The 14075-nt window shown below is 62.1% G+C and carries 14 protein-coding genes; 2 read left to right on the forward strand and 12 right to left on the reverse strand.

Features of this window, described 5'->3' with window-relative positions; genetic code table 11:
• Window positions 1–87: 87 nt before the first annotated feature.
• From E8L22_RS09275 to E8L22_RS09285, 3 genes are read right to left on the reverse strand one after another with little or no spacing between them, the layout of a single operon-like run.
• On the reverse strand, window positions 88–1572 hold the full coding sequence (locus E8L22_RS09275; RefSeq protein WP_136524924.1) for a phosphate acyltransferase: 1485 nt from the start codon (window positions 1570–1572) through the stop codon (window positions 88–90).
• A complete protein-coding gene (buk, locus tag E8L22_RS09280; protein WP_136524925.1) occupies window positions 1556–2641 on the reverse strand; it encodes a butyrate kinase in 1086 nt (361 codons plus the stop codon). The genes E8L22_RS09275 and buk overlap by 17 nt, the downstream gene beginning before the upstream one ends.
• 17 nt (window positions 2642–2658) lie before the next feature.
• The gene (locus tag E8L22_RS09285) at window positions 2659–3123 is read right to left on the reverse strand and encodes a pyridoxamine 5'-phosphate oxidase family protein (protein WP_136524926.1); all 465 of its coding nucleotides are present in this window, start codon (window positions 3121–3123) and stop codon (window positions 2659–2661) included.
• 336 nt (window positions 3124–3459) lie between these two features.
• Here E8L22_RS09285 and E8L22_RS09290 point away from each other — a divergent pair, with 336 nt between their 5' ends.
• The gene (locus E8L22_RS09290; RefSeq protein WP_136524927.1) at window positions 3460–3954 is read left to right on the forward strand and encodes a chemotaxis protein CheW; all 495 of its coding nucleotides are present in this window, start codon (window positions 3460–3462) and stop codon (window positions 3952–3954) included.
• A gap of 340 nt (window positions 3955–4294) precedes the next feature.
• On the opposite strand, the gene E8L22_RS09295 is transcribed toward E8L22_RS09290, so the two are convergent.
• The 8 genes from E8L22_RS09295 to E8L22_RS09330 all read right to left on the reverse strand — a co-directional run bounded on the left by E8L22_RS09295 (window position 4295) and on the right by E8L22_RS09330 (window position 11527).
• Window positions 4295–6016, reverse strand: a complete 1722-nt coding sequence (locus tag E8L22_RS09295) for a methyl-accepting chemotaxis protein (RefSeq protein ID WP_136524928.1) — start codon at window positions 6014–6016, stop codon at window positions 4295–4297.
• A 237-nt stretch (window positions 6017–6253) separates the two neighbouring features.
• Window positions 6254–6892, reverse strand: a complete 639-nt coding sequence (locus E8L22_RS09300) for a response regulator (protein ID WP_136524929.1) — start codon at window positions 6890–6892, stop codon at window positions 6254–6256.
• 142 nt (window positions 6893–7034) lie between these two features.
• On the reverse strand, window positions 7035–7685 hold the full coding sequence (locus E8L22_RS09305) for a response regulator (protein ID WP_136524930.1): 651 nt from the start codon (window positions 7683–7685) through the stop codon (window positions 7035–7037).
• 3 nt (window positions 7686–7688) lie between these two features.
• Entirely contained in the window at window positions 7689–8774 is a 1086-nt protein-coding gene (locus tag E8L22_RS09310; RefSeq protein ID WP_136524931.1) for a PAS domain-containing sensor histidine kinase, read from the reverse strand.
• On the reverse strand, window positions 8767–9654 hold the full coding sequence (locus E8L22_RS09315) for a Rossmann-like and DUF2520 domain-containing protein (RefSeq protein WP_136524932.1): 888 nt from the start codon (window positions 9652–9654) through the stop codon (window positions 8767–8769). The genes E8L22_RS09310 and E8L22_RS09315 overlap by 8 nt, the downstream gene beginning before the upstream one ends.
• A 161-nt stretch (window positions 9655–9815) precedes the next feature.
• On the reverse strand, window positions 9816–10040 hold the full coding sequence (locus E8L22_RS09320; RefSeq protein ID WP_136524933.1) for a hypothetical protein: 225 nt from the start codon (window positions 10038–10040) through the stop codon (window positions 9816–9818).
• A 99-nt stretch (window positions 10041–10139) separates the two neighbouring features.
• On the reverse strand, window positions 10140–10424 hold the full coding sequence (locus E8L22_RS09325) for a DUF3553 domain-containing protein (protein ID WP_136524934.1): 285 nt from the start codon (window positions 10422–10424) through the stop codon (window positions 10140–10142).
• 233 nt (window positions 10425–10657) lie between these two features.
• Window positions 10658–11527, reverse strand: coding sequence for a L,D-transpeptidase (locus tag E8L22_RS09330; RefSeq protein WP_136524935.1), 870 nt, complete (start codon window positions 11525–11527; stop codon window positions 10658–10660).
• 326 nt (window positions 11528–11853) lie between these two features.
• Between E8L22_RS09330 and E8L22_RS09335 the strand changes: the two genes are divergently transcribed.
• The gene (locus tag E8L22_RS09335) at window positions 11854–12414 is read left to right on the forward strand and encodes a hypothetical protein (protein ID WP_198420141.1); all 561 of its coding nucleotides are present in this window, start codon (window positions 11854–11856) and stop codon (window positions 12412–12414) included.
• 91 nt (window positions 12415–12505) lie between these two features.
• Here the strand turns inward: E8L22_RS09335 and E8L22_RS09340 are convergent, their stop codons facing one another.
• Window positions 12506–13423 (reverse strand): PLP-dependent cysteine synthase family protein, encoded by a 918-nt coding sequence (locus tag E8L22_RS09340; RefSeq protein WP_136524936.1) that lies wholly within the window; start codon window positions 13421–13423, stop codon window positions 12506–12508.
• Window positions 13424–14075 lie beyond the last annotated feature (652 nt).

A 14075-nucleotide genomic window follows, 5' to 3' on the forward strand; every position in this document is an offset into this window, starting at 1 on the left:
GCGTTTCTCCGTCGTGGTCAGGACGTTCATTAGCATACCCGGCTGTGAGCGACAACGCAAACGGGAAAGGCGACCGATTCCCGCCCTTTAGACGGTCCGCTGCAGGTAATGGCTGTAGAGCGAGCTCGCGCAGATGGTGAGGAACTTGGTGAGGTCGCTGTCGCTTCTGGAGGTGAGGATGATGGGGGCCTTCGCGCCGAGCACCACGTTGGCCACCTCGGCCCCCATGGTGAAGACCCAGCTCTTGTAGAGGAAGTTCCCCCCGGAGATGTGTGGGACGACGATGATGTCCGCGCGCCCGGCCACGGGATTCCCTTCGAGCCCCTTCTTCGCCACCGCGTCCGGGTAGAGCGCGAGGTCGTAGGAGAGCGGGCCGCTCACCTCGGCATGCGGCCACTGCCGGTTCGAGAGCTCCTGTTCTAAGAGCGTGGTCGGGATGTTCTCGGAGGGGACCTCGTTCGCCTCGAGGAGCGCCACCTTGGGGCGTTCCACGCCCAGGGCGCGCGCCACCTGGACCGCGTTGTCGATGATGTCGATCGCGGAAGACGCCTCCTGGTGGGCGAAAAGCTCGGGGTTAATGGCGGGGTCGGTAAGGAAGATGAGACGCTCGACGCCGGGGAGCTCGAAGATGCTCACGTTGGAGAGCCGCCTGCCGGAACCGATCCCTTCCTTCCTGGAGAGCACCGCCTTCATGAGGACTGCAGTGTTGAGCGCCCCCTTCATCAGGAGGTCCCCCGTGCCGGAGGCGATGAGCTCGACGCCGCGGCGGGCCGCTTCGCGCTCGACATCGTCGCCGGTGACCGGGACGAACCGGTACTGCTTCTCGAAGATAAGAAGCGACGCGCAACTCTCGCGCACCCGTGCGGGGTCCCCCACCAGGAAAACCCGCTCCAGGATCCCTTCCTCGATCCCCTTGTTCACCGCCTTCATCGAGGCGGCGTCGGGTGAGACGAGCACCAGGCTGCGGCGCGGGGCGAGCCTTGCCGCCTCGATCACCCTCTTCATGCCGTGCCCCTTGGTGAGCTGCAGCATCGACTCGCCCTTGTAGAACGCGGCAACCATCCGGCAGTGCTCGCTCAGGGATACCAGCGCGTGGGGCAGCACCGAGTCGAAGTAGAGCGAGTCTCCCTCCTCCAGGTGAAAGACCTCCCCGTCCACGGTGACCTGCAGCGTCCCCGACAGGACAAAGAGGAACTCCTCGCCGGGGTGGCGGCTCACCTCCGGGGGGGCCTGGGCGCGGTACAGGTCGACCACGAAAGGTTCGATGTGGCGTCCCGCGAAGGCATGCGCGAGGCTTTCGTAGTGGAGAAACTCGCGCCGGTCCACACCGACCCGTTCGTTCCTGCCGGTCTTCACCGCCCGCCTGGCGCGTTCCTCCTCTTCGCCGAGGAGGCGCGAGATGCCGACGCCGAGCCAGGTGGCGAGCCGCAAAAGCTCAGAGATGCCGGGAGAGAGCCGGTCCGAGAGCACCCGGTCCAAGGTGTCGGCGTCCCACCCGAGCGCCTCGCGCACCTCTTCCTGCGCCACTCCCTTCGCCGCGAGAACCGCCCTCAGATTAGCCCCGATGTTCATCGGTTCCTCCCGCGTAGCGCCGCGCCGCCTCCACCCCGGAGAGGACCCGGAGCGCGCCGTCGACGAGCGCCTCGATCTCGAACTCCCCCGGCCGCACGAAAACCGGGGCGATGAACTCCACCCTCCTGCGCACCCCTTCCACCACGGCGGCACCGAAAGCGAGCCCGCCGGTCAGCACGATGCCGTCGACCGCACCGGAAAGCGCTGCGGCAAGCCCGCCGATCTCCTTGGCGATCTGGTAGATCATCGCCTCCTGCACGAGGCTCGCCTCGGCGTCCCCCTGCTGCGCCCGCGCCTCCACCTCGCGCATGTCGACCGTGTTCAGGTAGGAGTAGACGCCGCCGCGGCGTGCCACGATCCCCTTCAGTTCACCGGTGGTGAAGGCACCCCGCTCCACGAGCTCGAGCACCCCGACCACCGGGAGCCCCCCGGTCCGCTCCGGCGAGAACGGCCCGTCGCCGTTCAGTCCGTTGTTCACATCAACGACGAGCCCCTTTCGGTGTGCGCCCGCGGTGATGCCGCCCCCCATGTGCACCACGATCAGGTTTAATTCCGCGTAGTCCCGCCCCAGTTCCCGCGCCACGTCACGCGCCACCGCCTTCTGGTTCAGTGCATGGAACATGCTGCGCCGCTCGATGCCGGCCATGCCGGAAAGCCGCGCCACCGGCCACATCTCGTCGATGACCGGGGGATCGACCACGTATGCGGGAACGCCCTTGCCCGCTGCCATGGCGTGCGCAAGAACGCCACCCAGGTTGGCCGCATGCTCACCGCTCACCCCGTCCTCGAGGTCCTTTATGAGCGGCTCCTCCGCCAGGTAGACGCCGCTCGGGACAGGACGGATCAGTCCCCCGCGCCCCACCACGGCGTCCCAGGCGACCCCGTCCACCCCGGTCTCGCGCAGGTACGCGCGGATGGCGTCCATGCGGTAGCCGAGCTGGTCCATGACGCGCGGAAAATGCTCCATCTCGGCGCGGGGATGCTCGATCGAACCCTTGGTGAGCGTTCCGCCGCGAAAGACGCCGATCTTCGTCGAGGTGGAGCCGGGGTCGATGGCAAGGATGTTCATGTGACCCTCGCGTCGGATCAGTAGTTGCTTTTGGCGGTCATGGATTCAATGTCGACGACGAAGACGGTGGTGGCGGCCATTCCGGCCTGGGGAAATTCGAAGGCTTCCGGCGCGTACTGCGCCATGATGATATCGAGCGCTCGGGACTTTTCCTCGTGCCCCTCCACCAGGCGTGCCGTTCCGTAGCCGACCACGCTGCGGTACTTCATGGTGAAGTCGCAGGCCTTTTCCGAGGCGACCAGCTTGGTATCGGCGATCACGGTGAAGCAGACGCGGCTGTTCTGACGCAAAAGTTCCAGCTTCTTGCCCGCTCCGGCGCAGTGGAAGTACAGGGTGGTGTCCCGGTAGCCGTAGTTCATGGTTACCAGGTACGGTTCGTCGTGGGCTGCAAGCGCCAAGTGGCAGATCTTACCCTGCGCCAGCAGATCATTGGCAGTCTGGGCGGAAAGCTGCCGGTCCTTTCTCCTCAGCATGTCATCCATAAAAACCTCCACTGTTGCTCTTTCACAATGCTGTGAAGAAGGCATGCACTATAACAAAAGTTGAGCGCGCCAATATTGCCTTTACTCGGTCAGAATGTCTAGGGATTTTAGAGACTGAGCGCTATGGATAATCGCTTTGCGCGGCCTCTCTGAAGCGCTTGGATCCGGTGGCCATAGTATACCCGCGCCGGGGAACATTATAACTATCCAATCATCACACATTTTTCTTAAACAAGTGTCGAAGATGTCGATAGATATGCATGAGACAGAGCGGGCACCCCGGCTCGTCGAACCTGAACACGACAGGTTGTGTCAAACAAAGAAAGGAGAGCAAACATGGCGGTCGAGACTATCACGGAAACAACCCAGTATCTCACCTTCAAGCTCGAGAACGAGCTGTTCGCCCTGGACATCGGCAAAGTACGGGAAGTGTTGGATTTCACAACCATCACCAAGGTCCCGCAGACCCCCGACTACATGCGCGGCGTCATCAACCTGCGCGGCAGCGTCGTTCCCGTCGTCGACCTTCGCCTGAAGTTCGGCATGGCGATGGCGGAGCAGACCGTGAACACCTGTGTCATCATCGTCGAGGTGGAACTCGAAGGTGAGAAGGTGGTCATGGGGGCGATGGCCGACGCGGTCCAAGAGGTGATGGACCTGGAGCCGGACCAGATTGAGCCGCCGCCGCGCATAGGGACCAAACTCAACACCGACTTCATCAAGGGGATGGGGAAGCACAACGAACAGTTCATCATCATCCTCGACATCGACAAGGTCTTCACCAGCGGCGAGCTGGAGTTGGTCCAGAACCTCGAGGGACAAGCGGCGTAACAGAAAAAAGATCATCGACCGCAAAGGGGCAGCGCGCCGGAAGGCGCCTGCCCTTTTTTCGTGATGCAAGGAGTCGTAGATCGACTGCGGTCATGAGGGCGTTCCGCGGGAATAGCCACGGAGGAGTCGGCCTGAGAGGAAGGAGCAGGCAGCTCGCATCCCGCCCCTCACCTTTCCGCCCCCCCTCCCGTCCTCCCCTTCGGGTGCGAGGCGCGTTTTATCCCAGGCAAAGCGTTTCAACGCACGCGTTGCTGAGTGGGATAAAAAAAAGCGCCTCGCTAGGAGGCGCTGATCGGAATCGTATGGCAGGCAACCCTCGGGCCGCCGATTAAAGCGGGCATCAGTAATGCTCGAAATCGGAGTCGGACATCTCTTTTGCATCGGTGAGGTCGATGTCGTGCCCGACCGCCTTCTTGGCAACCCCCTTGGAACCGCCGGCAACACCCTTAGAGCGGGTCATTTTCTTACCCTGCACCGCGGCGCCGTTGACGCTCCCCTGTTGAGCCCCGCCTACCCTCGCGGACTTCGCGGCGACACGCCTTGCATGGTCGTCGATCTTGAAAAAGGCGACTGCCGTCTGCAGCTGCTCCGCCTGGCTCGAAAGTTCCTCGGCGGTGGAGGCCATCTCCTCGGAGGCGCCGGCGTTTGCCTGGATCACCTGGTCCAGTTGCTGAATGGCGCGGTTGATCTGGTCTGCGCCGGTATCCTGCTCCCTGCTTGCCGCGCTGATCTCCTGTACCAACTCCGCCGTCTTCTGGATGTCCGGAACCATCTTAGCGAGGAGCTCGCCCGCCTTCACCGCCACATCCACACTGCTGGCGGAAAGATCGCTGATCTCGGCCGCGGCCTTCTGACTCCTTTCCGCAAGCTTTCTCACCTCGGAGGCGACCACGGCGAATCCTTTGCCGTGCTCACCCGCCCTGGCCGCCTCTATGGCGGCGTTCAGCGCCAGGAGGTTCGTCTGCCGCGCGATCTCCTCGATAATGGTGATTTTTCCGGCGATCTCCTTCATCGCGCCGACCGTCTCCTGAACCGCCTGCCCCCCCTCGCGGGCGTCCTGGGCCGATTTCACGGCGATCTTCTCGGTCTGCATGGCGTTGTCGGCGTTCTGGCGGATGTTGGACGACATCTCTTCCATCGAGGACGACGCCTCCTCTGCCGAAGCCGCCTGCTCCGTGGCCCCCTGTGACATTTCCTCGGCCCCGGAGGAAAGCTGCTGGCTTCCGGAGGCGACGTTGTCGGAGGCGCTCTTCACCTCGGCAACGATCCCCCTTAGCTTCGCCACCATTCCGTTCATCGCCGCAGCTAGCTGCCCCACCTCGTCCTTGCTGTCCACGTCGATAGTCTGGGTCAGGTCGCCGCTTGCGACCGCCGAGGCGAACTCGACGCCGCGCCTAAGCGGCACGCTGATCATCCTGGAGATGACGATCCCGAGGATCAGTCCGAGCAGCACGCCGCCTGCCACCAGTCCGACCATCGCCTTCATGCTCGACTGGTAGATCCTGGTGGTCTCCTCGGACGCCTCCTTGGCGTTGGACTCCTTGAGCCGCGCAAGCTCGGTAAGGGTATCGTCCACCACCGTCTGCTTGTTCCTCGCCTCGCCGAAGGAGAGCGCCACCGAAGCGGTGCTGTCGTTCAGCTTGTCATTGGCGCCGAGCTCTATCACCTTCTGCTGGACGGCAAACCACTCCTCGTTGGCCGCCTCCAGCCGTTTCAGGATTTCCTTTCCCTTCTCAGCCGTGAACAGGGGACGCGCCTTGTCCAGCCACTCCTTGTACCCCGCCTTGTACTTGTTCATGTTGCCGAGGTACTTCTCGCGCTCCTGACGGCTCGTCGCGAGGAGGAAGTTCTTTTCGGCGCGGGAGATGTAGATCAGGTTTATGTTAGCTTCCTTGACGTAGGAAAGCCCCAGCAGCTCCTTCGCGTACATGGAATCGGCCATGTCGTTGATGGTGCCCATGTTGCGGATGCCGAGCAGGCCGACCGCCGCGGTGATGATACAGACTGCTACGAAAGCCGAGACTAACTTGGTACTGACCTTCAGATTGGTGAACCATTTCATGTGTGCTCCGTCTTCTGCAAAGGTTTGATGATCGACCCGGAAGCGGCGTCCGGTGGTGTCGTTTGCTTCATCGACACGGGACGGGAACGATGTATCAGAAAAACACCGAGAAGAGGCGGCCTTTTGGCCGAGAGGGAGGGCGGGGCTGGAATGCAGCAGACGTGCAGGTGCGCGCCTCCGAAGCGCATACCGGCGGCGTGCGAAGAGGAACGACAAAAGCGTGGAAACGGGAAGCGGCTAGTCCAGAGGCAATAATCCTTGTCTTATCGCATACTTGGTGAGGCTAGCCACACTGTTTAAGTTAAGTTTCTTCATGATGTGCATGCGGTGGGTCTCCACCGTCTTGGGGCTTATCTCCAGGAGTACTGCCACCTCCCGCGACGTCTTCCCGCTCGCAATCAGCGTCAGAACCTCCTCCTCGCGACGGCTCAGGGGGGACTTTTTCAGGAGAGCGGTGGGAAGCTCGATGCCGAGCGACTCGGAAAGGGCTGGGCTCAGGTAAACGCGGTCTTCGGACACCACGTTGATGGCATGGAGCAGCTCCTGTGCGTCGCAGTTCTTCATCAGGTACCCCTTTGCCCCGACGCCGAAAGCCTCACGCACGGAACGGGCGTCGCCATGACAGGAGAGGATCAGCACCTTGACGTTGGGGAAGGCCGAGACGATGCAGCGGCTCGCCTCGATGCCGCCACCTTCGGGCATCACCAGGTCCATGAGAATCAGGTCCGGCTGCAGCTCGCAGGCAAGCCTTATCGCCTCCATGCCGGTAGCGGCCTCGGCCACGACTTCAATTCCGGGGGTTTTTCCAAGGATGGCGCCGATGCACTGGCGGACCAGGGCATGATCGTCGGCAAGGATAATCTTAGTTGTCTGCATCGTCGCGGTCGTCTCAGTTTAGTAAGTTGCAGTTCCCAAATGAGAAGCACTCTAACAAAATGGCACCGGCGACGATATAGGGGTTTGTATGACAGTCGAATGGGGTTTTTACTGAGTGGCGTAGACAGCTTAGGCCGGGGTATCAGTGTTCCATGCTGGTCACGCCCTCACGTATGGCGTACTTGGTGAGCTCGGCGATGGAGTGCAGCTTGAGCTTCTTCATGATCTGCTGGCGGTGGGTGTCGACCGTCTTCACGTTGATCTTCAGCAGGAACGCGATGTTCTTCGCGTTGTTCCCCTCCGCTAAAAGCTGCAGCACCTCCTTCTCCCTCGGGGTGAGCGCGGGGCCCGCCTGCTCGAAGGAGTCGGGCACCCGCCTTATGTAGTCATCGATGACGACGCCGATGATGCCGGAGCATACGTACCGCTCCCCGGAGGCCACCGTCCTGACGGCCTTAACCAGCTCTGCCGAACTGCAGTCCTTGAGCAGATAGCCGCGCGCCCCCGCCCTGAACGCCTGGGCGACGAAGCGACGGTCCTTGTGCATGGAGAGGATGAGCACCTTGACGGCGGGAAAGAGATCGGCCATGCGCTGCGTGGTCTCGATGCCGTTCATCCCGGGCATGCTCATGTCCATGAGCACCACGTCCGGCGCGGCACCTGCCGCGAGCTCGAGCGCGACCCTGCCGTTTTCCGCCTCGGCGACGACCTGGACGTCCTCCAATTTTTCCAAAAGGATCCGGACCCCCTCCCGAACGATCCCGTGATCATCGACTATCATGACGCGAATCATCGCCTACTCCTCTCCCCCTGCAGCGTCGACCGCCCCCGCGGGGACCGCGATGGTAACGCTCGTGCCGCCGGCTCCGGAAGTCACCGTTACCTCGCCCCCCAGGTGCTGCACCCGTTGTCTTATGTTGAAAAGACCGAAGCCCCCGCTTGCGGAGGAGGCACAAGGAGAGATCCCCTTGCCGTCGTCCTCCACGATGACCTCGATGCGCCCGACCCGCCGCCTGATAGCTATGCGTACCTGCCGCGCTTCGGCGTGCTTCACCACGTTGACGAGGAGTTCTCGCACCGCATGGTACAGGGTGGAACTCAGCTCCTCCTCCAGGGGGGACGGGACCGGCGCGCTATCCAGGGATACGCGCAGCCGGTACTTCGCTTCAAACTGCTCCGCGAGCCACTCCACCGCGGCCTCGAACCCCACCTCGTACAGAAGGGGTGGGCTGATCTGGAAGGTGAGTGTCCTCACTTCGCGTATTGCACGTTCCAAGAGACCCACCACTTCACGGACCGTCCGCGCCGCGCCGCCGGGAAGCTTCTCCTCCGAACCGATGCCGCTCAGCTTGAGCTTCGCGAGCGACAGGCTCTGTCCGATCTCGTCATGGAGCTCCGAGGCGATGCGACGCCTCTCCTTCTCCTCGGCCAGGGAGAGCTCGATGGCCAGTTCCCTCAGCTGTTGCTGGTGGACGAGCAGCGCCTCCTGCGCCCCCACCTGTTCGGTTATCTCGCGCGAGATGCTGAAGAGGCCGGTGACGGCGCCGTCATGGTCGAAGAGCGGCCCCCTGGTGGCGAGGAAGATGCGCTCGACCCCGGCCGCGTCGGTGAAGGTTTCCTGCACCGTCGCGTTTTTCCCGGTGGCGATGACGTGGTGGTCGTTTTCCCGTATCACCTGCACCACCTCGTCGGGAAAAATAGCGCTGTCGTCCGCGCCCACAATCGCCTCGGCGGGCCTGCCGTACATCCGGGCAGCCTGCTCGTTGATGAAGAGGTAGCGTCCCTCGAGGTCCTTGGCATACACAAGGTCCGGCGTGCCTTTAAGCATCGCCTGCAGGATCTCGTCGCTTTTTCTCCCCCCTCCCCCTGCCATCTCAGGCATGGTCCTCCCCGGTGCCGGCCAAAAGCGCCTCGATCCTCTCGAGCCCTGCCTTCCCTGCCTGACCGCGCCGACGCGACAGTTCGAGAGCGACCGCGCCAAGGGAGCGGTAGACGAGGGCTACTTCCGGGTCCCATTCGTCCAGGGCGTGCAGTTGCCTTCCCACTACGGCCGCGTCTCCGCGGGCGATGGGGCCGGTGAGCGCCGCGACGGTCCCGGAGCGGAAAACGTTTTCCACGGTACCCCGCACCAGCGGTTCCATCACCTGCAGCGCGGTCTCGCGGTCAAGCCCCCCCTTCCCGTATGCCTTGACCGCCACTTCGAGGAGTGCGGTGAGGCAATTGCACGCGAGCACGGAGCCGGCATGGTAGATCGCCTTGAAACGGGGATCGATGGAAAAAACGCGCGCGCCTATCGCCCCGAAGAGCTCCCCCATCTGGTCCGCCGCCCGCCGGTCCCCTTCCACGCCACACCAGGTGCCCGCGAAGTCGCCAACGGCTGCCGCCGGGTCGGCGAAACTCTTGACGGGGTGAACGCTCGCCACCAGCGCGCCGAGCTGCGTCGCAGGGTGCAGCACCTCGCTCCCCAAGGCACCGCTTACGTGGCACACCAGGGCCTGCGCACCGAGTGCTCCGCTTGCGCACAACCCACGCACGCAAGGGGCGATGGCGTCATCGGAACTGGTGATCAGGTACAAATCGGCTGGCTCTAACTGCGCAAAGCCGGTCACCGGGCGTCCCGCCCCGATGAAAGCGGCCGCGGCGCGTGCCGTCGCCTCTGAGCGGGTAAGCACGTCCCTAAGCTCAAGCACTCCTGACTCATGAAAAAGGCGCCCAAGCGTCTTACCAACCGCGCCGCACCCAATGATACTGAAGGTTTTCATCCCGAACTCCTCATGAATTGGAACAGACGCGCTAAAGGTTACGCAAGTTATGCTGGGGTGTCAACGCACCTGAGGAGGGGGAGTATGGTGGAGAGAAAAACTGCACAAAAATAAAAAATCCCCCTTCGGAAGGGGGATTTGTTACCGAGCCGGAGCGGCGGTCACGACTCGCCGTCCATGTTCAGGCTGTAATCATCCCCCTCGACGCATTCACTTTCCGCCTGGAGAAAGGACTCAGCCTGCGAATCGCGGACGATCTCAATGACGCCGTGGTTGGCCGACCAGACCGTGCCGCAGACGCTGCACTCGGTGATTCCCTCTTTGAACCCTTCTGACTGTAGGTTGGTGTCGACCTGCTGATGGTTTTTGCACACGGGGCATTTCATGGCTCTCCTCCTGTCACGAAAAACGGCGGCCTATGGTTTTCATGAAGAAGATTATGACGGCATTTCACGGCGTCGCAAGTGCCGCCCCCCCCATGGGCATCAGGCACCGGGCTGGCGCGTGGCCGGTTTGGCCGCCGGCTTCTTATCCTTTGCCGTCTTCGTGCGCACCCGCGTCACCTTCGCGCGTCCCTTAGCTTTGGTGGGGGGGGTGTAGGTGGCGGGATCAGCTGGGCGCAGGTCAGTGAAGTGCGAAGAGATGATCTTTCTGACCATGCCGTCGCTGAAGCGTATGGTGGCCTTATAGTCGTTCACCTCGACCACCTTGCCGGTTCCCCATTGCTGCGCCATCGCATGACTGACCACACTGCCGCGTTTGACGTTCATGTCGAGTTCCTCGCTGGAATAGTTGTGGCCACGCCAGGACGCGCGGATCCACTCGGCCGGAAGGACGGGGTCGATGGGTTGCTTAACCTGGAGTGGAGCTGATTGCCGAAGACAGATCAAACGATCAGAGACGTGACTAGGAGCTGCGGGAAGCTTGCCTGAAATCAGGCACGGTTGAAACTATACACCTGAATCGTGAATTGCACAGATGAGAGGATTCTTTTTTGAAAAATTCACCGTTGCGGCTCGGGCCCGCCCGGCATCTCGGGCGAGGCCGCAGCGTCCGGTACGGGCCTCAGCTTTTCGGGCGGGATCTGCGGCTCGCCCATGATGATAACCATGGGGCCACGCACCCGCTGTAAGGCCCCGGTGTCGCCGCTGCCGACCGCCCAGCGGTACAACCTCTTCGCGTCCATGAGCAGCGGCTTGGCCGGTTCGCCGTAATACTCGAGCTGCATCTCCTCATCGTAAAGGCCGATACAACCGTGGGAGGCGGGGTACCCCGGGAGGTCGCGCCCGTGGATCCAGTAGGAGGTCCAGCCGTCCCCTCTTTTCTCCACATGGAAGCGGAGACCGTAGTGCATCGGATAGGGGCGATCGCTCCCCTCCACCGGGAAAAGGCTCGATTCATGGCGGGGGTCGACCGCATCGACACGGTAGGAGCCGTTTTTCAGGCGGAACTCCTCGACGCCGACCGCGACCGGAGCCGAAAAAACCAGGGTCCCGAACTCGTAGGCGCCGAGAAACATCTCGTTTTGGTCGATGAGGATTAACTGAGGCTCCTTATCGGCCTCGAGGTAGAAGGGGGGCATCGGGTTGAACTCCTTGATGTCCTCCATCTGTTTGGGGACCTTCACCGACATGCCGGCCAGGAAGTGGCGCCGGTCCATGCGGTTGAAGCGCAGACCGTCCTGCCACTGCTTGCCGAAAATCTTGTAAGGGGAGTCTTTGCTCGTGACTTTGACGCAGTCCCACTCATAGAGGTAGTCGGTTGGGTAATGGATTTCACATAGGGATCTGATTTTGTCGGCTGCGAGACAGGGGATACTGGTGATACCGAGGAGAATCAGCAGGGTTAAGACTGCGCGGGTCAGGACTCTCATGGTGCGCCTCGTTCCTTAGCCAGTGAAGCGGCTGGCCACCGGTTGTGAGACGATTTCAGTTTACCAGATGGCTAATGAAAGATAAAGGCGGCTCCACTAATTGGACCTCTCCCTCCCGCGGGGATTTGACGCACGGTCCAAGTCTTTTGCCCCACCTACCGGAGCTACCCCCTGCCCTATCGCGCGAGCCGTTCCAGCCAAGTTCCCGATTTGGCGACGACTCTGTTGCACATGGTTAAAAGCGTTCCAATACGGGCACCCCTCTTGCTATTCAAAGTAAAGATAGAGAGTATCGTTTTTATCGATATTCAATCAAAGGAGGCTTCGTGAAAAACGATCTTTTGGGGGAGCTCCCCGAGGAAAAGGTGAACCTGATCGAGAAGTACCGCCTGGAGCCGTGCCTGATCAACGGCAAGGTGTACTGGGCCCGGAATTTCGGCAACCGGCCGCCCAACGCCTATGTCACCCACCGCGGCATGAAGAAGTGTCCCACTCTCGACCTGGTCTTCAGCTTCTACGGACTATGCGTGGCAAAGATGACGTACTTCCGCAACAACATCACCGATTACCTGCCGTGCAAACAGCACCTTGTCACCGGCGACATGACCGAATGCGCCCTGTGGGACATGGAATTCCTGGTGCAGCGCGCCACCGGCATCCGCATCGACCTGCGCAATCTGGCGGCAATCAAGGAGATCGAGACGTTCCGGTCGATGTGTGCGTGGTTGGAGCGAAGGTTGAAGGAACGTCGAGAGCAGCAGGAACGTTATGAACGGGTTCCGGAAAGGGAGGTGGCACCGGTAACTGCCGCACCGGCTTTGAGGATGGCCATCGTACCGATCAGACGACGCCCAGTGCAACGGAGGGACCGGGAGTTCAGCCTGTGAGTACGCGCTGAACACAGGTCTGTGCACGAAAAAAAAGCCCCGTCGGCAGTGACTGCCGCGGGGCTTTGTCGTTTCAGAGGGCGCCGTGCGGCTAGGGGGGGCACTGGGCGCACATCGATTTGAAGAGGTTGGTGCTCAGGTAACGGTCGCCACGGTCGGGAAGGATCACCACGATGGTCCCGGAGGAGAGCTCCCCGGCGAGCCTCACCGCGCCGAAGACGGCGGCACCGCCGGACATGCCGCAGAAGATGCCGTGGTGCGCGGCAAGACGCCTCGAGGTCTCGAAGGCGTCATCGTCCTCGACCACGATCTTTCTGTGGTAAGCGTCGGGGTTGTAAATGGGGGGGACGATGGCCTCCTCCATGTTCTTGAGTCCCTGGATCTTGTGCCCGAGCACCGGCTCGATGCCGACTACCTGGACCTTCGGTGCGGTCTCCCTGAAGAAGCGGGAGAGCCCCATGAGTGTGCCACCGGTTCCCATCCCCGCCACCATGTGGGTGATGGTCCCGCCGGTCTGGCGCCAGATCTCCGGCCCGGTGGTTTCGTAGTGCGCGAGGACGTTGTTCGGATTGGCGTACTGGTTAGGCATGTAGTAGCGGTCCGGGTGGTCCTCGTAGATCTTGTGGGCGAGCCGGATGGCGCCGTCGGTCGCCTCGCAGCCCGGCGAGAGGACGATCTCGGCGCCGTACGCCTCTAGCACGCTGCGCCGCTCCACGCTGACGCAGGCGGGCATCACCAGTTTGATGCGGTAGCCGCGCGCCGCGGCGATCATCGCCAGCGCGATGCCGGTGTTCCCGGAGGTGGGCTCCAGGATCACCTTGTCGGTCGTGAGCTCCCCGCTCTTCTCGGCGGCGAGGATCATGTGACGCGCCGGACGGTCCTTCACCGACCCTCCGGGGTTGTTTCCTTCAAGCTTCACCATGATCTTCACGGCGGGATTGTCGACCAGAGAGTCGATCTCGACCAGCGGTGTCGAGCCGATGGAATCTATCAAGCTTTGCCCTTTCAACGTGCCCCTCGCTTTCTATCGGTCTAAAAAGACCTGCTTTCTCAGCTGGGCAGAGAGCATACCACGCCCCATATATAATAAACAACCGATAACTGCGCCAGCCCGCACGACCAGACCGCGACTTGCGGTAATAAGAAAGGGTTGCTACCGGCCGGAACTGTTACCCAAAAGAGAATCCAGCTCGCCTCATTCCTTAGACGGCTGGCTCAGCGTCCTGCCGCTCATTGTGCTGTCGCTTTGGCTCGCCGTGGACGCCCTGCGTTCCCGGCAGGCACAGGATCGACGTCAAGCGGGATCATCGCGGGCAACTTCGCCACCGATCTCGACCAGTGCCTCGCCGCGAGGACCGGTGCACTGCAGATGCTGGCAAATCCCCCCTGATCGACGATCAGGCGCGATGGGGAGAGCTGTACCGGGAGGCACAGTCCTACGTCAGGGTCTTCCGCACGCGGTGCGGATGGAACACTCATCGGTCGGGAAGTCGCCCACTTTTAGCGCCCGAGGGACCGGAGGGGGGCACCGGTCCATGAGGGTCGCCGCGCGAGCGCCCCCTCTTTTTAATTTACATCACATGAATGGTCGCCTATATTCGCCTCTTCCTCCCGTCGCAGGCAGGCGGTGAGGAGACGGGAAGCTCCCGCTGCGCGGGAAG

It is taken from the genome of Geomonas ferrireducens, assembly GCF_004917065.1.
In the GTDB taxonomy this organism is placed as follows: Bacteria; Desulfobacterota; Desulfuromonadia; order Geobacterales; family Geobacteraceae; genus Geomonas; species Geomonas ferrireducens.

Excerpts from the sequence above, each read along its gene's own strand:
- E8L22_RS09285 (WP_136524926.1), bottom strand. The coding sequence starts at position 3,123 with ATGGATGACATGCTGAGGAGAAAGGACCGGCAGCTTTCCGCCCAGACT.
- E8L22_RS09295 (WP_136524928.1), bottom strand. The coding sequence starts at position 6,016 with ATGAAATGGTTCACCAATCTGAAGGTCAGTACCAAGTTAGTCTCGGCT.
- E8L22_RS09305 (WP_136524930.1), bottom strand. The coding sequence starts at position 7,685 with ATGATTCGCGTCATGATAGTCGATGATCACGGGATCGTTCGGGAGGGG.
- E8L22_RS09300 (WP_136524929.1), bottom strand. The coding sequence starts at position 6,892 with ATGCAGACAACTAAGATTATCCTTGCCGACGATCATGCCCTGGTCCGC.
- E8L22_RS09325 (WP_136524934.1), bottom strand. The coding sequence starts at position 10,424 with ATGAACGTCAAACGCGGCAGTGTGGTCAGTCATGCGATGGCGCAGCAA.
- E8L22_RS09330 (WP_136524935.1), bottom strand. The coding sequence starts at position 11,527 with ATGAGAGTCCTGACCCGCGCAGTCTTAACCCTGCTGATTCTCCTCGGT.
- E8L22_RS09275 (WP_136524924.1), bottom strand. The coding sequence starts at position 1,572 with ATGAACATCGGGGCTAATCTGAGGGCGGTTCTCGCGGCGAAGGGAGTG.
- E8L22_RS09310 (WP_136524931.1), bottom strand. The coding sequence starts at position 8,774 with ATGCCTGAGATGGCAGGGGGAGGGGGGAGAAAAAGCGACGAGATCCTG.
- E8L22_RS09290 (WP_136524927.1), top strand. The coding sequence starts at position 3,460 with ATGGCGGTCGAGACTATCACGGAAACAACCCAGTATCTCACCTTCAAG.
- E8L22_RS09315 (WP_136524932.1), bottom strand. The coding sequence starts at position 9,654 with ATGAAAACCTTCAGTATCATTGGGTGCGGCGCGGTTGGTAAGACGCTT.
- buk (WP_136524925.1), bottom strand. The coding sequence starts at position 2,641 with ATGAACATCCTTGCCATCGACCCCGGCTCCACCTCGACGAAGATCGGC.
- E8L22_RS09320 (WP_136524933.1), bottom strand. The coding sequence starts at position 10,040 with ATGAAATGCCCCGTGTGCAAAAACCATCAGCAGGTCGACACCAACCTA.